Here is a 17,020-nt window from a genome sequence, read left to right on the forward strand (position 1 = left end):
TTCGAGGAGGGAAGGGGGAGCGGCGCGAAGAAGTGAGGAGACGGGGGCGGCCGCGGGCATGCCGGGACACCCCGTACCCACGCGCCCACGCGCCACGACCGACCGGGAGGCGGTCCGACGGTGGCGGCGGAAGGAAGGAGCAACCACGGCGCCCTCCGCGGACGCGAGGCGGCACGGAGCCGGAGGCGACTATGCGCCTAGGCGACCGACGACACGACTACGGAAGGGCGAACGACGGAGTACCGCAGGCATAGCCGTACGGTGGGAAACCGCGGTGGGAAACGCTCCGGAAGTCGCTGGGAGAACGTCAGCAGCCGCGACAACACGCGGCGGAAGCCACTCGCAGCAGGTCGATGTGACCGCGCGAAGTGAGCAGAGCTGATCGGAACATGGCGCTGAACGTAGCCATCCGGTAGGGACACGGTCAATGGTGTCTCGGAGCGTGGACGTGTCGTCTCACTCCTGTGGGGCGAAGATGGAGGCATGTCCTCCTCCTTCACCACCACGGTCCTGAACATCACCACGGGTGCGGCCGAGAGCGTCACGGACCTGACGCGCGCCTGCGAAGAGTTCCTCAACCGCACCGCGCCCGGCCGCGACGGCCTGCTCAACGTCTTCGTCCCCCACGCCACGGCCGGCATCGCCGTACTGGAGACCGGCGCGGGCAGCGACGACGACCTGCTGGCCGCCCTCCACCACCTGCTCCCCGCCGACGACCGCTGGCAACACCGCCACGGCAGCCCGGGCCACGGCCGCGACCACGTGCTCCCAGCCCTGGTCCCACCCCATGCCACGCTGCCGGTGATCGGCGGCAGGCTGGAGCTGGGTACCTGGCAGTCGGTCTGTCTGGTGGATACCAACCGGGACAATCCGGAGCGGCAGGTGCGGCTGAGCTTTCTCGGCCAGTGAGCCGCTCTGGTGCGACTGTAAAGGGATCCTCCGGCCGTACCAACTGAGTAGCCCCAGTGGGCGCCAGGTGAGCGTGTCACATCTGATAGCAGATTCTGCGTCTGCTGGTGGTACACGACTCGCGTGGTTACTGACCAGCGGAAACGGTCGTGATTCGACCGCACTGCAGGCGGCTGGGCCGCGTATGGCCCGGATCTTGGGCAGAGGACAGTGGGCCCCTGACCGACAGCCCGTGACGCTGGCGAGCCGGCACACGAGGGAGGGGCGGGCCGATAGGTCTTCACAAGGAGACCTTGGTCCGAAGGGCTACGAGAGAGGAACTCGTCAGGGCGCGGACCGCGGAGCGGGCAGTCCACCGACTGATCGCTGCGTCCTAAGCGTGAAGCTCCCTCATCTTGGCCATCTGTCGGACCAGGCGGACCTCGGAAGCGGGGCGCACGCCTGCTGCGACAGGTGGTCATCCACCCCGGTGCGCGGGTTCCGAACCATCGCCTTGTGCCTCCACCGCTTCCCGCACGCGCTGGGGGCGCCTGTCCCGCCCCTCTCCTCGGCGATGATGAGATGACGGCCTCCGGCTCACCGCGTTCGCCACCAACACCACCGGCACAGCGAACGCCCTGGAACTGCGGCACGCCAACGCGCAAGGGCCGAGGACCGTATCCGTGCCGCCCGCGCCACCGGCCTGCGCAACCTGCCCCTCCAAGGCACCGCGCAGAACCGGATGGGGCTGGAGACCGTCCAGCTCGCCCTCGACCTGTTGGCCTGGCTGCCGATGCTCGTCCTGACCGGCAAAACCCGCAGATGGGAGCCCCGGCGGCTCCGGCTCCGGCTGTTCGCCGCCGCCGCCCAGCTCGTCTCGACTGCCCGCCGTCGGCATCTGAGATTCGCACGCCACTGGCCCTGGACCGACGTGATCACAGACGCCCTGGCACGGCTCAAAGCTCTCCCCAACCCCGGCTGACCAGCACGTTCTGTCCCTGCGAGCAGCACTACCCCACCGGAGCCGTGGAACCCGGCGCCCACCCGACGCGAGAGCCGGGCCATCAGCGTGGCAGCCACCAACCCGCATAGCCGAAACGGCCCGCCGAAGAAACCGACGGGCCGTCACGAAAGATCGAGGCTAACCACTCGCCGCCCACATGGGTGGCGGCATGGCACCACAAGCAGGACCAGATCTCTTCTTCCCAGATCGTCGGCGCCACCGGCCACCGCCACATCGACCGCCCGCACACATCACACTCCACAGGCGGATCCTCACACGCCAGCACGGGCCGCCCCAAGCGACTGGCATCGCGCCAGTTACCAAACACCCTTGCCAGGCCAAAACGCTCTTTTAGGTGACGACCTGCAGATTGCGGTCGCGTTCGGACATCAGCCGCTGCTTCTCGCGGCTGGCGACGTGGGGCTGGAGACGAAGATCTCGGTTGACTTCGCCTGTCCGGCCCAGACGGGACGTGGCAGGGGTGATGAGTTGTCTGCAGGCAGTGGGCATGGCGTGCCCACCACGAGGTGCCGGCCATCCGCAGTCACAGTGCCTTGGCCGGGACACAGAACTCGCAGAGGCCGGCCGGTAGGACGTGGAGCGTCTTGGCCTGCTTGCGCAGGGTTTCTCGAGGTGGCGATGTCATGGAGGACCTTCGCGTCGATGCGGGCAGCTTCCTTGAACTCGGTGTCGATGTGAGTGAAGGCGTCGATCAGGTTGCGGGCGCCGGGGTCGGCGGGCGTGATTCCTGCGCCCACGTCGCGGAACGCCTGAACGGCCGGCTTCAGGGCTGCTTTTGTGGGGGTGGTCCCGCAGGCATCGGGTTGATCGACCCTCGTTGCTGCTTCCTGTCCGGCTGGCGGTGGACATTGGCCCTGCTGAAAGGCAGTCATTGACCTGTGTCCCGTGGCGTGGTGGTGGTATGCATGTGGAATCGGCCTCGTAACCCATGGATTCCGGACATCAGGCGCGCACCGTAACTCAGAGGTAGAGGATGTCCGACATGCTTTCGCCGAGACAGCGGTGAGAGGTGGTGTGTGAGTGGACGAGTTGGAACTCCACCGGGCGGTGGGCCTGATCCGGGACGAGCTGGTCCGGGCAGCGGTCGAAGGCGCCGGAGAGCAACTCCGCTTCGAGGTCGGACCCATTGGCATGGAGTTCGCGGTCGAACTGCGCAAGGACGTAGCGGCCAAGGGCGGCTTCCGGGCCTGGGTGGTGTCGGCGGACGTCAGCGCCGGACTGTCGCAGGCCACCACTCACCGCATCAACCTGACCCTCACGCCTGTGTACGGCGACGGGCAGCCGGTCCAGGTCTCGGAGGAGGTGCCCGGCGGCACGGGCGCCGTCGAGGGCGGCAGCCTGTTCCGGTCGCCTGTGTCCGACTGACCTGGTCTCTGCCTGATGGACAAGCGACGGGTGGTGGCTGTCCGGGCCACGTGCGACGGTCGGCCGACCCGGATCAGCTCCGGCTATGTGATCGCGCCCCGTCTGATCCTCACCGCGGCCCACGCCGTGCCGCCCGATGCCCGGGCCGAGGTCCAGCCCCTCCAGGCGCCCGGACTGCTCCCGTGCATGAGCGTCTGGGACGGACGGGGGCGAGGACTGGACGCGGCGCTCCTGGAGGTGCCGGCCCAGCACTGGCCCAGCCGGTTGGGTGACTCGCCCGTGCGGTACGGACGTCTGGTCACCTTTCTGCCGGAAACCGCAGCCACCGCGATCGGCTTCGCGGCGGCCGGGCGGACCGCCGACGCGATCGAGACAACTCAGGTGAGCGGTGTCGTCCAACCCGGGGACGGGATGATCGGCGACCGGTGGCGACTCAGCGCGCATGGTCCGGTCCCCGATGGGCCGGGGGCCTCGGGGTGGCAGGGAATGTCGGGGGCCGCCCTGTGGGCCCGCGGGGTGCTCTGCGGCGTCATCACGGAGGACGCTGCGAACTGGGCCCACGGCAAACTCGATGCGGTCCCGGCACACCGGCTGCTGCAGGACCCGGAGTTCCAGGAGGTACTTCGGAAACGGACCGGACAGACCGCGGTCGTGGAGCCGGTGGAACTGCTGCACCTCAGCGAGTCCCCGGCTCCGCACCGGCTGCCGCGCTCCCCGGCCGAACTGCTGCGGCCGCAGGCGGAGGCGGTCCCCTTCATCGGCCGAACCGCGCTGCTTGACGAGCTCCGGGAATGGTGCAGGGGCGACGGCGTCTCGGTACGGCTCATCGTGGGACCCGGCGGCCAGGGCAAGACACGGCTCGCACGAGAGTTCGCCCGACGGCTCGCGGCCGAGGGGTGGGCAGCCTGCCAGTTCCGGGAGAATGACCCGGTGAGTGCCAGAGGCGGGCGCGGGCTGACAGCCCTCGCAGCGGTCGATCGGCCTCTGCTCATCGTCATGGACTACGCCGATACCCGACCCTCGCTGATCACGGATGTGCTCCGGGTCCTGGAGGAGCGCCCGGTGGACGCTCCGGTCCGCCTCATGCTCATTGCCCGCAGCAGTGGGGAGTGGTGGCAACATTTGCCTGGTAATGGCCCCCGCAGCGCCGCGATTCTCGGCGGAGCCCGCGTGGTCCGGCTGCGGGACGCGGCGCAGGGCGCTACCGAACGACAGCAGTTCTATCGCGCGGCGGTGACCTCGTTGGCGGTGCGGCTCGCTCGACTTCCCGGCCACACGGAGACCGACTGGGAGGCCGCCGGGCGCTCGCTCGCTCCCGGCCCGGAACATTTCGCGGGTGCCTCTTCGGGTTCGGCACTCGTCCTTCAGATGCGGGCACTGACTGACCTGCTGAACGCCGGTACCGGGCAGGGCCCCCGCATTTCCGGCACCTCCGACTCGGTGATCGACGTCGAGAGCCTGCTGCTCGACCACGAGGAGGGTTACTGGCGGCGGACAGCGGCACAGTACCCAGCCCTCGCGGACCTCGAAGCCGGTGTGCTTGCCGAGGCAGTAGCGCTTGCGACGCTCACCCGGGTACGGAGCGGGGAGCGGGCCGTGCGGCTGTTGGCCACCGCCCCCGCGCTCGCAGGGCTCGGCGAGCCGGTGCTGACCGCCCTGACCCGCTGGCTGCGCGATCTCTACCCCGACATCAACGAGTCCTACTGGGGTGCGCTGGGACCTGACCGCTTGAGTGAGTACCACGTGGCTCGGCGGGTCCACGTCGGCTCCGATCTCCTGACGGCGCTCCTTCCACGACTGGAGGAATCCGAGGCCGAACACCCGCTCACCGTCCTGGCCCGCGCGGCGGCGCTCCCGGTCCGACTGGACCCCGACCTCGCGGGGAAGATCGACGACCTGGTCCGGACGTTCCCTGAACGAATCGTCGTGCCGGCCGTGACCGTCGCCGTGCGGTCCGAGAATCCCGGCGTGCTGGTGGGCCCCGTCAGCGCAGTAGTGCAACGGGCCGACCTGCCGGTCGAGCTGATGGAGCGGCTCCTCTCCGCCGTCCCGGAGCGCAGTCGACTGCTGGGGGACGAGGCCATCCGGCTCGCCATGCGGCTGCGTGCGATCCGGCGGAACCGGGCGTTGTGGCGGGCTGGCGGGCGCATCGGGCCCGTCCGTGAGCGAGCAGGGTGGGCGGCCGCGGAACACCAGCTTTCCGTAAGGCTGGGCGCGGTACATCGCTGGGAGGAGTCACTCGCGGCGAGCGGTCGCGCGGTGGGAATCTACCGTGCGCTGACCCACAGCTCCCCCGAGGAGTTCCGGAAGGACCTGGTGGACGCACTGAGCTTTCGGTCGACGGCGCTTTCGGAACTGGCCCTCAACCATGACGCGCTCGCCGCGGCGACCGAGGCCGTCACGATGGGCGAACTGCTGGTGGAGGAGGGTGGCGAAGATGTGGGGCATCACCGGCTGCGGCTGGCCGTCGCGCTGAGCAACCGGTCCGTCCCGCTTGCCGCGAAGGGTGAACTGGGGGCGGCGCTCAAGTCCTGCGAGCAGGCGCTCGATCTCCTGACGGGCCTGGCCCGGAACCGGCCCAGCCGTTACGACGAGGTGCTCGGAGAGGTACTCCATAATCTGGCGAACCGTTATGCCGCGGTGTTCACCGCCGTCGACGACGCCGCGAGGGCCAGCGGCCTTGCTGTCCAGGTCAGGCGTCGGCTCGCCCTGGCCGAGCCCGACGCCCATCTGCGGGACCTGCTCGACTCGCTGCACAATCACGCGGCCGATCTGACCGCTGCCAGCGAGCACGTTCGTGCGCTCGAAGTCCTGCAAGAATGCGTCGCGCTCTCTCTCGAACTGGCCGAGGAGCGCAACTCCGTACAACTGGCGCAGCTGGCCCGGGCCCTGTTGGCGCAGGCCTCCGTACTCGACGAGCTGGAGAGGTATTCCGAAGCGCTGTTGTGCAGTGCGCGGGCGGTCCTGTTCTATCGTGCGCTGGCCGACCGGCTGCCCGGCAGATACGAGCCACAGCTGATGAAGGCCCTCAGCGTCAACGCGGTGCTGGGATTGATGGCAGGAACAGGCGCCGCCCGTTACGAGTCCCTCATCGACGAACGCGACCGGTTACGTCGGCGCATCATTGAGAGAGAGCGCGAACGCGAGATGCACCGCACCCGCTGGCAGCGGCGGTGGGAACGGACCGTACTGGCCTTCCTGTGGGGCGGACACCTGATGGCATCGCTTCCACGGATCCGCGTGGCCATTGACGTGCGCGGGCCCGAGCCCCGGGTCCGGCCCATGGCACGCCTCCGGCTGCGCTGGTACCTCACTGGGGCGAAGCCGGCTGCACTGCCTCAGTCCGGCCGCCCGAATCCAGTGCTACCTCAGGAGCAGCTCGACGACGCCGGGGACCTCCTGCGGGAAGACCCGGTTACGGAGGGGGCCGGGGCAGCGGCAGCCGAGGAGCCGTCGTAGCTTCGCGGTGGGCACCGTGTTGGTGCATCTCCAGAGGCGCGGGGAGCGGGCGGCAGGTCGTTCCATCAGTGCGTGCTCGCCGAGCCGGTTGTTGGACAACTCTCGGAATGAGCACGAAGGCGGGGGTCGGTGACAGTCGCGGCGGACAGGAGTGGATCCGGGTCGATAGACAATCTGTGACGCCTGCGTGATCGGCAGGGAACGGCCCGCCACCGCATGCTGAGCGGATGCTTCAGCCGTGGTGGTCACCCCACGAGGTGACGGCCGCGCCTGGAGCGGCGTGCGTTGCCATCCGGATGGGCTGGAGTTGTTCTAACGGAGGTTGGCGGATACAAATCGCGACAATGCCGACCGTCAGGTCCGTTTGTCGTTCCTGGGCGGTGTCGGCACGGTCTGACCGTACGAGCCATGTCCGGCGACGCCAACGGCGAGGCCGCGTGGTGCAGAGCGGACGAGTACTGCGCCTCCTCCTCGGACTCCGCCGCCGAGGTGGGCAATTCCGTCGTCCTGATGTGCCTGGTGTACAGCTTCCTCGGTTGATGCACCACCGCTTCGGCTCTCTCGCAGGCGGAGTAGGACAGCGCGGCCAGTCACATCCGTGCCTACCAGGCCGAAGGCGCCAACGTGGTCATCGTCGGCATCGACGAAAGCAGGGGCCGCGCGCTTGCCGCCGAACTCGGCGCCCGCGCGCTGTACGTCCGCCTCGACGTCAACCGACGAGAGCTCCTGGAGCGCCGCCGTCCAGGCCGCCGAGGAGCACTTTGGCCCGCTGTCCGTCCTCGTGAACAACGCCGGCGTGCAGAACCCCGCCGCCCCGATCGAGACCACCGAACGCCGGGTCTGGGACCGCGTCCTCGGCGTCAACCTCACCGGAGCCTTCCTCGGCACCAAGGTAGCTGCCCCCTCGCTGCGCCGAAACGGCGGCGGTATCATCGTCAACATCGCCTCCACCTCCGGCGTTGTCGGCACCGCGATGTACGCCCCCTACGTAGCGAGCAAGCGGGCACTCCGGGGCCTCACAGAGACGGCCGCCCTGGAACTGGGCCGCGACCGCATCCGCGTCAACGCCATCCACCCCGGCGTGATCGCCACCCCGTTCATCACCGAGCCCGCCGCCGGCAGCGACGCCCCCATCTCGGACTTCTACTCGGCCGAGCCGTTCGCCATCCCCCGTCTGGGAGAGCCCGCGGACATCACCCGAGCCCTGCTCTTCCTCACCTCCGACGAGGCTTCCTTCGCCACCGGCTCGGAGTTCGTCATCGACGGCGGACTTCTCCTCGGCCCCGCCCTCAAGCGCGAATCCGCCTGACCTGCCCGTACTGCCCGGCCTTCACGAAAGGAGCGCCTCCTGGACCCAAAGGTGTTCACGGCCATCGAGATATCCACAGCAGCCGGTACCCGCGAGGGCATCATCGACATCACCACGACCGGCCGCCGAACCGGCCGGCCCAGACGGATCGAGATCTTCTTCCACCGTGCCGCCGGCCGCACCAATCTCTGCAGCGGCACCTCCGGCCGTCCAACAAGTTGGTACGCCAACCTCTTGGCCCACCCGGACTTCACCTCTCCCTTACGCCCTCTCTTCCGCATCGGCTACGTACTTCAGCCATGACGTGAAATCGGGGCGCTGGGGCAGGGGCGAGCGGGGTAGAGGTGGCCGCCTGGTGAGTGCCTGGTGTCGATCACCGGTGTTGGAGTACCTGCGGGAATGAGGGCACCTGCAATATCGGGCGAACGGACGCAGCTAGAGTTCCTTTCCCGAGAGGAAGGCATGGTCATGGCCACGATTCCCGATCACGACTCCTACATCGCTGCTGCGCCGGAGGCGTTCCGCCCGGTTCTCCACCACCTCCGGGACCTCCTGCGCGGGGCCCTCCCGGATGCGGAGGAGATGGTGGCGTACGGCATGCCGGGGTTCAGGCTTCGTGGCACGGTCGTCGCGAGCTACGCAGCGTTCAGCAAGCAGATCGGGCTGTACTTCCTCGCCTCCGCGATCTCGGATCATGCCGAAACAATCGCAGAAGCGGGCCTCACAGCGAGCAAGACCGGCATCACCTTCCCGCCGCACAAGCCGGTCTCGGACCAACTCGTGACACGGCTTGCAAGCGCATCAAGCAAGCACGTTGACGATTGAGGCCGGCTTCCCTGGCAGGCGTGGGGAGTGGGACAGGAGGCGGTCCTCGCAGAGTGAGGTTGATTACGCTGGTCAGTGTCGCCGCACGAATCGGTCCCGATGAGGTTCGGGAGTCGGGTTGGCTGCTGCGGTGAGAGGTCCGGCGAATAACCTGTCTGGTCGTCAAGCCGGCGTACACGATGCACTGGCGGCTGTGGGCGCCGGGTGGCCAGCTACCTACGGAGTTGCCCTAACGGAGTTTGATGGACACGAACGTCGATAACGCGGACCGTCAAGTTCGACTGTCGTTCCTTGCGTGACGAGGCTGCCGCCTGTAGGCGTTTGGTCCGGCCGTACCACACATCGGTGGCCGACGAGTTCAGGATGACTCCCTTAGGCCTTGCACCCTGCCCGGCAGCGAGGTTCTGAAAGGAAAGGGCAAGCCTCGCTCTCATCACGCCCGCAAACCGCCATGCCGCCGCAGGACACAGCGTGGACGGGATTGATCGCGCAGGCCGCTCCGTAGGCGTGCCGCGCCGCGGCCGCACGGCGGGAGGCGCCGGGCGCCGACAGGCTCACCGGCCGACGGTGTAGCGGCCCACATCCCCCAGCGACAGCGCCAGGAGGCCGTGGTCGAGTCCGACGACCAGCCGCTGCGCCACCCATGCAACGGCAAGTGCGGGGTGATGTACGGGAATCTCCTCGACCGGCGCCCGGGTCGCCACGTCCCACAGGCGCACGGTCCGGTCACTGCTGGCGGTGGCGAGGAGGTGCCCGCCCTCACCGACCACACTCACTGCGTTGACGGCGCCCGTGTGGTTCGAGAGGTCACCGACGAGTTCACCCCGCTCAGCGTCCCACAGACACACTCCTCCGTGCGCGTGCGCGGTGGCGAGCACGGTCCGTCCGGTCACTGGCAGCGTGCACATGGCAAGAGTCTCGGTTGCCGCAACCAACTTGTGGCGTTCGCCGGAGACGGCGTCCCACAGCCACACCCCACCATCTTGCCCGTCCGTCGCCGTTGCTACGTATGGTCTCCCAGAGAGTTCCACGGGACACATCGCGTAGATCCCGCTGTGGAAACGAGAGAAGTGCGCGGTCTCGTTGGTGAGTGGGTCCCAAAGCCATGCGGTACCGTCGGCGTGGCCCACGGCCAGGAGCGTTCGGTCTCCGACCCGCACGGAACACATGGTGTAGGCGGGTTTGACGCCCGGTCGCCGGGACAGGGGCAAGGTGGCCGTGGGATCCCACAGCCACACCGCTCCGTCGTCACCGCAGCCGGCGAGGTACGGCCGGTCGAGGTGGCGTAGGGGGCACAGAGCGCGTACCCAGTCGCGGTTGCCCTTCAACGCGCTGACGACCGTGCCGGTGCCGGGATCGCGCAGCTCTGTGACGCCGTCGTCGCCGCCCGCGGCCACCAGCACGCGGTGGCCGTTGTGCGCGGGGGAGAGGGCGTGTATCGCGCTCACACGGCTGGCGCGCGGCGCCGCCGGCTCCCACAGCCGCACGGTGTGGTCGGCGCCTCCGCTGGCGAGCAGGTCTCCGCTGTTGGTGCTCAGGACACAGAGGGACTCCACGGAGTCGGAGTGGCCTTGAAGAGTGATGGCGATCTGGCCGGTCTCCGGGTCCAGCAGTCGGACCAGATCGCCGCTCGTGCCGGCGAGTAGCGAGTTCCCCTCGACCTTGATGGCGCGCAGCGTGAAGGCCAGATCCTCACCCGGGAGGGTGCGTACGCACCAGCCGCTGACCGGCTCCCACAACCGAACGGTCTTGTCCGCGCCCAGACTTGCCAGCAGGGTGTGATTCTCCACTTCTACGGCGCACAGGGCGTCGACGGAACTCTCGTGTCCTTCCAGTACGCGCACACGTGCGCCGGTGTCGGGACGCCAGAGAATGATGGAGCCGTCCTCCTCGTCCCCGCCCGACGCCAGGAGGGTTTCGTTGTCGACCACGACTGCGCACACACTTTCGACCCAGCCGCCATGCCCGGAAAGCACAGCGGTGCACTGTCCGACGGATGGATCCCACACGCGGACCGTTCCGTCCGCGCTCGCAGTCGCGAGGCGGGGGCCGTCAGCAGTGTCGAACGCGCACAGATCGCGGATCGAACTCCCGTGGCCGCTGAGATGTCCCGCGGCGCACTGCCCGGTTTCGTTCCACAGCCAGACGTCGCTGTCCGTGGCGACAGCGAGGTACGTCTGCCCGTCGACGATGAGGCCGCACATCGCCCTGATACGGCCGAACTTGGGTGTGAGGCGTCGTACTGTCCGGGCGGTTACGGGGTCCCACAGCCGCACGGTCCCGTCGCCTGAGGCGCTGGCGAGCAAGGTGCGGGACGCGGGGCCGAGGGCACACACGGAGCGGATCTCGGCGCTGTGGCCTTCAAGGACCGCCTCCTCGGCGCGCGGAGCAACTGCCGCCCACTCGGCTCGGTACGGCCCGTTCGCCGCCAGGGGCCCGTAGACCTGTCCGAACCCTTCCTGCGCCTCGGTCACGCTGAAGAGGGCCGCCCGCCGGGCAGGATCGCAGTCGATGGCCTGCGGTGTTCGGCGCAGGAGCTGGGCGAGTTCCCTGGCCGCTTCGGAGAAGGCCGAACCGCTTGCCGGGATGAGGCGCCGCAGATCCGCGTGGAGCGCGTACTCCACCTCCGTGAGCAGTTCGTCGATGACGCGGCCGCGGACGGCGTGCCGGGGAAGGGAGCGCAGCAGGTACGCGGGCGCGCGATCCCAGCCGAGCCTCCGGCCGTAGGCGATGAAGGAGAGAGTGAGGGCGCGCTCGTCGGTCACCGTCAACCCCAGCCGGGCGCGGTTCCGCCGCAGCGCGTCGTCGAGTGCCTGGTGGAAGAGACGGAACACGCCCGTGTTCTGGTCGTTCACGCCGGTCTCGACGAGGAAGTTCGCGGCTGAGGAGCGTGCCAGGGACTGGAGTTGCTCCTCGGTGAGGTGGTGGCCCGTGAGTTGTTCCACTGCGGCGCTCCACAAGGGCAGCGGTAGTCCCGGTGCCTCGGCATAGGCCAGGACGCTCAGAGCATCAGCCGCCGGAGCGCTGTCGACGGTCGGCAGCCGTACGAGGTATTCCTGCAGTGCCGCGGCGACTGTGGGTGTGAAGGCGATGTCGGCGGGCGCGACCGCGTAGACGTCGTGCAGGCCGTGAGCGCGCGCGGTGAGACCGGCCACGAGAAAGTTCGCTTCGGCGAGTTCGGCTATGCGGGCAGCTACCGGGCGTGCGGTGCGCTCGTCTCCGTAGGGGTTGTCGGGCCGCTCGTCGCCCAAGAGTTGGAGCGTGGCCATCGTGTACGCGGCGAGGTCCGCTGCGGCGAAGAACTCGGGAGAGTCCAGGTCTATGACGCGGACCGCCGTGCCGAACGGGTCGAGCAAACTGCCGGCGTCGTCCCTGCGGCGGCTGCCGACCAGCACCCTGACGTGGAGATCGGCGCAGGTCTCGGCCAGGGGGATGGCGATGTGCCGCACGATCAGGCGGGCCTGCTGCGCGCTGGTGGCCTCGTCGAGGGCGTCGATGACCACGATGAAGGGCGTCAGTGCGGAGGTGGGCCGCTCGGACAGCGCGGCCCGTAGCACGGAGGCCAGGTCACTCGCGCGCTCGGGCGGTGCTGCCGAGGCCGCAGTGGCGATCTCCTCGGCCACCTCGAGCGCGGTCTTACCCTTGGCGTGAACGGCGCAGGAGACCGAGCCGAGGGGGGCACGCAGGGTGTCGTCGTCCGTCGGAAGCGACTCGGCGATACCGGAATCCGCCGAGGTGACCACACGCCCAAGCACCGCGGACTTGCCCACGCCGGGTGACCCGGTCACCATCAGGACCTTCCGCGGCGCGGCGGTGCGGGTCATCCAGTCGATGATCTCGGTGAGCGCGGCGGTGCGGCCCCGGAACCGGAAGCCCTGTTCGGCGTCCGTGCTCACGCCGCGGGCGCGCGGTTTCCAGTGCCGGCCCGCCTCCGGGTCGTCGTCCAGCGTCCAGCCCCATGCCGCGAGCGCTGTCTCGCCCGCCGCCTCGGCCGACCAGTCGGCGAGCAGCGCGATCTTCTGGTCGGGCAGGTACTTGTCGGCTTGATGGAGCGTCAGGGCGCGGGCGTCACCCGACCCACTGGCTTGCCCGACCAGACCCACGACCGACTGATACGTCGGCGACCACAGAGCGGCGCCGCTGTAGCCGGGCTTGACGGGATACCGCGAGGCCGTGTCGAGTCGCACCCACCCGTAGGCGAGCGACTCACCGACCGTCCCGTCCGACGAATTGCCGAACAGGTCGCCATCGGGGAACCCGAAGGCCCACCACTCCTCGCCTACGAGCGCGGACGGCGTGGGCCGCCGCAGCCGCGCAGCCGGCTCGCCGGAGACCGACTCCGCGAGTACGAGGACGGCCACGTCCTGCGCGCGCCGCTTCGCCGGGGCCTCCGGCGCGCACACGTCCCGCACCCGGAAGCGCCGGTCCATGAACTGGTCCGACTTGGGGAACGCCACCCACAACTCACGAGTTCTCTCCCACGTAGGGCATGCGACATGCGCGCACGTCAGGACCCGGTGGTCGTCGATGAGAAAGCCGGAACCCAGCGCCTTCTCGTCGTGCTCGGAGCCATGTGCTGCGGCCACCCAGGCATCGGTGCCCGGGCGCGGGCCCGAGCCGACAGCGGCGTTCATCTAGGCTCAGGCTCCGTCCGCCGCCGCCGCCGGACGCCACACCATCGACACCTCGAAGTTCGCGTCCGTCGAAGCCTTGGCAACGAACCAGTTGGCCGTCCCGCTGACCTTGATGCCGAATTTCACCTGGACCTCCGCAGGACGGAGCGCCGCGGCTTGGTCGAGTACCGTGCGGGCGGCTTCCACGGCCGGTCGTACTGCTTCGCGGACCTGGCCCACGATCTCCGCAGTGCTCACCTGGTGGAACTCGTCGGTCGGCTCGATCTCGAACCGGACGACCGTCTCGTCGTCCAGCGCGTACGACACCACCTGATCCGCCATTGCGCCCCCCTCGATTGACTGAGATCACAGTTTAGGGCCAAGCCAGCGCTCCAGTGGGGTAGTTGGGTGCCCGGGCGGGCGGCGCGGGAACCGGCCCGGACTTTGCTACGCCCCTGCGCCCGGGACCGACCTTCCGGCTCACGCAGGACGCGAAGGGGCCCGCGGCGCCGCCGGCCCGGACGGGGACGAGTGGTGACGGTCGATCTCGATGACCGCAGCCACACCCCGGCGCCGCGTCCGGACCGCCCCGCACCCGGTACTGGCACGTCCACCCGCTCACCGAGCGGGAACCTGCGCGACCACGTCGCCCGGGACGGGCTCTTCCCCGACGAGCACGCCCAGGCGCCCTGCTCGACACCCGATGACAGGGCCGGCGGCCCGCCTTGGTGTCCATGCCCGCTACCGCACCCGGCTGAGGCGGAAGAAGAGCTCCCTGTGCGCCCAGCCCGTCCGGCGTAGTCCTGTCCAGACGCAGCCGGCGGCGATCCCGACCGCGAGTGCCGTCGCACCGACCGCGGAGGGGAGCGCGGCCATCAGGGCGACGCCCATCGACACGACGACGAACCCGTCGAACTGCCAGGCAACGACACGCAGCCCGGAGAGGTCGCCGAACGGCGTGATGACGGGAAGGAGGAGTTCGAGCGGAAGATCCAGTTTCATCTCGCGCAGGAACCTGGCGCCCAGCGCCATGGCCACCGACCCGGCGACAAGGAGGGCCGTGTCACCCAGATGCCCGCTGTGGCGGTCCCACCGGGTGACGACGGCGAAGCCACCCCCCAGGAAAGCACCGATCGTCACCGCGGCGACGGGCCAGGCCAGCGTGCGGGCAAGGGTTCCACCCCACCGTTCGCCGAACAGCGGAGCCAGGGTCAGCTCATCTCGCAGTCCGCGCCACGTCTCGCCCACCCACCCCGATCCCAGGTACACACACAGGGCCCCCAGCGCCCACAGCCACGGTGCCGGTCCGTGCCCCCGCCCGCCTGCCCCGTGCGTCAGCACAGAGGAGCCGATCAGGAGGAGTGCCGCGCCCGCGCTCGCGCGCCCGGGTGTCCGCAGCGCTCGGATCGCACCCTGCGCAAGATATCCGCGCAGCCGCCCGTCCGGACGGATCAGGGCCGACGCGAAACCGGACGGCTCCGGCCGGTACAGATCCAGCGCGTGATGGAGCGTCCCGGTCCAGGCGTATGTTCGGGCCTGGGCGGCACGGGCCGACTCGCGGGCGAGCCGGGCGAGGTCGACGGTGTGGATCGACCGGAGGGCCGCCCGTCCCGAGGCCGCCGCGGTCGCCGCCAGCACTCCGGTGAGGAGCCACAGCCCCGTTCCGCTGTCCGGCGCCACTCGGCTCACCCCGGCGACCACAACTGCCGCGCCGCCGAAGGCGGAAGCCAGCAGGAGATTGTCGCGCAGCGGCCGAACCTGGCCCCAGAGCCACGCGAATGCCGCGAGGGCGCTGAGCCCCACCCCGGACGCGAGGCCCTGCACCGCGGAATCGAGGTGATCGAAGAGATCGGTCGCGAGGTACGAAGCCGCGCAGGCCGACAGCAGTCCGGTCGTACCGACGTACGCCAGTCTGCGCCGGGCGATCGTGCCGAGGTAGAGCGTCGGAGAGATGTCCGTGGACATGAACACGTGCAGCAGGAACGGCTGGACCACCACCGGCCCCCAGAACCGCCCGGCGATCTGGGCCCCCCAGCACACCGCCACCGCGAGCGCGCAGACCCAGGGCGCCGCCTCCGTGAGAGACCCTACGGAGAACGACGCGGGCGAAGTGCTCCGGGCCTGGACCACCGGCACCAGGTAGAACGCGGCGAACAGGGCGACGAGGTAGAGGGTGTACGCGTGCCCCCGCACCGTGCCGCGGTCACCCCGGCGGGCGTAACGCTGCCGCACGGCACGGACGCGGCCCGCGGCGTCGGGCTCGGGTGCCGCGAGAGTGTCCACCGTCATCCCAGCTCCACGAGGCCGTCACGCGCCTCTACCAGGGCGGGCTCATGGGTGGCGACCAGGAAGGCGGTGCCTTTCTCCGCCCGCTCCGTGAGCATGGTCGCCACCAGTTCGACGCGGTCGCCGTCGAGGTGCCGCTCGGGCTCGTCGAGCAGTACCACGTCAGCGGGGCGCACCAACGTCAGTGCGAGGCTGAAGAGCTGAAGCTGGCCGGAGGAGACCTGATGGGGAAACCGCTCGCCCAGCGGCGACAGTCCCAGTCGCTCGATGACCTCTTCGGCGGCTTCGGCGGTCGTCGCGCTGTTGCCGTACCAGGAGGCGGCAACCAGGGTCACTTGCTCGCGCAGTGTCATGTCACGGGCGAACGGGATCGCGTCGACCAAGGAAGCCATGAGGCGCCGGTGCCGCGGCTTGGCCATGTCGGCGGGTTCGCCCCGTACCGAACACGAACCTGCCGTGAGGGTCCGGCTGCCCAGGAAGGCCCGCAGGAGCGTCGTCTTCCCCGACCCGTTGCCGCCGGTGAGGCACCAGATCTCGCCGGGCAGGACCGCGAACGAGGTCGGCTCCAGCAGGGTGACGTCGCCCAGGGTGACCGTGGCGCCCTCGGCCGCGATGATGGGAACAGCGGTCACTTCGCCTCCAGAACCACAAGCGCCTCTCGTGGACGTGCAGTTTATGCGTCGCCCGCGTACGACCCGTCGACGCCTGTCACCTCCAGGTCGGCGGCCATGGGCTCTGCCGGTACGGTGATCGCCTGCCGCGTGGAAGGTCCATGCGTCCGGCCGCCCTGTGCGAGGGACGCCGGTGGCGAGCGATGGGACCGTGATGAGCGAACTGACGAAGCCCGGAGTCGAGGTTCCGGAGGGTGAAGCGCCCACCGAGCTGACGATCCGGGACCTCGTGATGGGAGACGGGCCCGAGGCGAGGCCGGGCCGGGTCGTCCAGGTTCACTATGTAGGGGTCACGTTCGCTTCCGGAAGGGAGTTCGACTCCTCCTGGGAACAGGGCAGGCCGTTCAAGTTCGCCGTGGGCGGTGGCAGGGTCATCAAGGGCTGGGACCGGGGGGTCAGGGGGATGAAGGTCGGCGGCCGCCGCGAGATCATCGTCCCCCCGCGTCTCGGCTACGGCAAGCAGTCGCCCTCCGCGTCGATCCCGGCGGGCTCGACGCTGATCTTCGTCGTCGACCTGCTCACCGTCGTGGGCGGGCCCACCGTGGCTGGGCCCGGCCCTACCGGCTCGGCCTGAGCGTGA

Annotated in this window: 14 protein-coding genes and 1 pseudogene; 10 read left to right on the forward strand and 5 right to left on the reverse strand. The window is 69.5% G+C overall.

Annotation, left to right across the window (positions count from 1 at the left end; all coding sequences use genetic code 11):
* Positions 1 to 307 precede the first annotated feature (307 nt).
* The gene (locus D581_RS1000000142090) at positions 308 to 409 is read right to left on the reverse strand and encodes a putative leader peptide (protein WP_316944177.1); all 102 of its coding nucleotides are present in this window, start codon (positions 407 to 409) and stop codon (positions 308 to 310) included.
* Positions 410 to 483: 74 nt separating this feature from the next.
* Here D581_RS1000000142090 and D581_RS0114540 point away from each other — a divergent pair, with 74 nt between their 5' ends.
* The 9 genes and pseudogenes from D581_RS0114540 (at position 484) to D581_RS0114575 (ending at position 8,870) form a co-directional block, all read left to right on the forward strand.
* Positions 484 to 909 carry a secondary thiamine-phosphate synthase enzyme YjbQ gene (locus D581_RS0114540; protein ID WP_018957946.1) on the forward strand — a complete coding sequence of 142 codons (426 nt, stop codon included), beginning with the start codon at positions 484 to 486 and terminating at the stop codon, positions 907 to 909.
* Between the two features lie 563 nt (positions 910 to 1,472).
* Positions 1,473 to 1,870: pseudogene (locus tag D581_RS1000000139680) on the forward strand (transposase); the annotation flags it as partial.
* 665 nt (positions 1,871 to 2,535) lie between these two features.
* Entirely contained in the window at positions 2,536 to 2,787 is a 252-nt protein-coding gene (locus D581_RS1000000141290; protein WP_158688604.1) for a hypothetical protein, read from the forward strand.
* Between the two features lie 145 nt (positions 2,788 to 2,932).
* Positions 2,933 to 3,277, forward strand: coding sequence for a trypco2 family protein (locus D581_RS01000000137230; protein WP_018957948.1), 345 nt, complete (start codon positions 2,933 to 2,935; stop codon positions 3,275 to 3,277).
* Between the two features lie 15 nt (positions 3,278 to 3,292).
* Positions 3,293 to 6,736 (forward strand): hypothetical protein, encoded by a 3,444-nt coding sequence (locus tag D581_RS0114555; RefSeq protein WP_018957949.1) that lies wholly within the window; start codon positions 3,293 to 3,295, stop codon positions 6,734 to 6,736.
* A gap of 408 nt (positions 6,737 to 7,144) precedes the next feature.
* Positions 7,145 to 7,276: a hypothetical protein gene (locus tag D581_RS1000000142095; RefSeq protein WP_018957950.1), complete on the forward strand. Its 132-nt coding sequence runs from the start codon at positions 7,145 to 7,147 to the stop codon at positions 7,274 to 7,276.
* 124 nt (positions 7,277 to 7,400) lie between these two features.
* Positions 7,401 to 8,045, forward strand: coding sequence for an SDR family NAD(P)-dependent oxidoreductase (locus tag D581_RS1000000138610; protein ID WP_486585832.1), 645 nt, complete (start codon positions 7,401 to 7,403; stop codon positions 8,043 to 8,045).
* Positions 8,046 to 8,096: 51 nt separating this feature from the next.
* The gene (locus D581_RS01000000137240) at positions 8,097 to 8,348 is read left to right on the forward strand and encodes a nitroreductase/quinone reductase family protein (protein WP_018957951.1); all 252 of its coding nucleotides are present in this window, start codon (positions 8,097 to 8,099) and stop codon (positions 8,346 to 8,348) included.
* 165 nt (positions 8,349 to 8,513) lie between these two features.
* On the forward strand, positions 8,514 to 8,870 hold the full coding sequence (locus D581_RS0114575) for an iron chaperone (protein ID WP_032752736.1): 357 nt from the start codon (positions 8,514 to 8,516) through the stop codon (positions 8,868 to 8,870).
* Between the two features lie 554 nt (positions 8,871 to 9,424).
* Here the strand turns inward: D581_RS0114575 and D581_RS0114580 are convergent.
* The 4 genes from D581_RS0114580 to D581_RS0114595 all read right to left on the reverse strand — a co-directional run bounded on the left by D581_RS0114580 (position 9,425) and on the right by D581_RS0114595 (position 16,401).
* Positions 9,425 to 13,504 (reverse strand): trypsin-like peptidase domain-containing protein, encoded by a 4,080-nt coding sequence (locus D581_RS0114580; protein WP_020679203.1) that lies wholly within the window; start codon positions 13,502 to 13,504, stop codon positions 9,425 to 9,427.
* A gap of 6 nt (positions 13,505 to 13,510) precedes the next feature.
* Positions 13,511 to 13,825 (reverse strand): CU044_2847 family protein, encoded by a 315-nt coding sequence (locus D581_RS0114585; protein ID WP_018957954.1) that lies wholly within the window; start codon positions 13,823 to 13,825, stop codon positions 13,511 to 13,513.
* Between the two features lie 399 nt (positions 13,826 to 14,224).
* Positions 14,225 to 15,772 (reverse strand): hypothetical protein, encoded by a 1,548-nt coding sequence (locus D581_RS0114590; RefSeq protein ID WP_018957955.1) that lies wholly within the window; start codon positions 15,770 to 15,772, stop codon positions 14,225 to 14,227.
* Complete coding sequence (locus D581_RS0114595; RefSeq protein WP_018957956.1) at positions 15,769 to 16,401, reverse strand: ABC transporter ATP-binding protein; 633 nt, start codon at positions 16,399 to 16,401, stop codon at positions 15,769 to 15,771. The genes D581_RS0114590 and D581_RS0114595 overlap by 4 nt, the downstream gene beginning before the upstream one ends.
* Before the next feature lie 193 nt (positions 16,402 to 16,594).
* On the opposite strand from D581_RS0114595, the gene D581_RS01000000137245 reads away from it, so the two are divergent.
* A complete protein-coding gene (locus D581_RS01000000137245; protein WP_018957957.1) occupies positions 16,595 to 17,014 on the forward strand; it encodes an FKBP-type peptidyl-prolyl cis-trans isomerase in 420 nt (139 codons plus the stop codon).
* The last annotated feature ends 6 nt before the right edge of the window (positions 17,015 to 17,020 follow it).

The organism is Streptomyces sp. CNB091, assembly GCF_000377965.1.

Excerpts from the sequence above, each read along its gene's own strand:
- D581_RS1000000142090 (WP_316944177.1), bottom strand. The coding sequence starts at position 409 with ATGGCTACGTTCAGCGCCATGTTCCGATCAGCTCTGCTCACTTCGCGC.
- D581_RS0114540 (WP_018957946.1), top strand. The coding sequence starts at position 484 with ATGTCCTCCTCCTTCACCACCACGGTCCTGAACATCACCACGGGTGCG.
- D581_RS1000000141290 (WP_158688604.1), top strand. The coding sequence starts at position 2,536 with ATGGAGGACCTTCGCGTCGATGCGGGCAGCTTCCTTGAACTCGGTGTC.
- D581_RS0114555 (WP_018957949.1), top strand. The coding sequence starts at position 3,293 with ATGGACAAGCGACGGGTGGTGGCTGTCCGGGCCACGTGCGACGGTCGG.
- D581_RS1000000142095 (WP_018957950.1), top strand. The coding sequence starts at position 7,145 with ATGTCCGGCGACGCCAACGGCGAGGCCGCGTGGTGCAGAGCGGACGAG.
- D581_RS0114575 (WP_032752736.1), top strand. The coding sequence starts at position 8,514 with ATGGCCACGATTCCCGATCACGACTCCTACATCGCTGCTGCGCCGGAG.
- D581_RS0114580 (WP_020679203.1), bottom strand. The coding sequence starts at position 13,504 with ATGAACGCCGCTGTCGGCTCGGGCCCGCGCCCGGGCACCGATGCCTGG.
- D581_RS0114585 (WP_018957954.1), bottom strand. The coding sequence starts at position 13,825 with ATGGCGGATCAGGTGGTGTCGTACGCGCTGGACGACGAGACGGTCGTC.
- D581_RS0114590 (WP_018957955.1), bottom strand. The coding sequence starts at position 15,772 with ATGACGGTGGACACTCTCGCGGCACCCGAGCCCGACGCCGCGGGCCGC.
- D581_RS01000000137245 (WP_018957957.1), top strand. The coding sequence starts at position 16,595 with ATGAGCGAACTGACGAAGCCCGGAGTCGAGGTTCCGGAGGGTGAAGCG.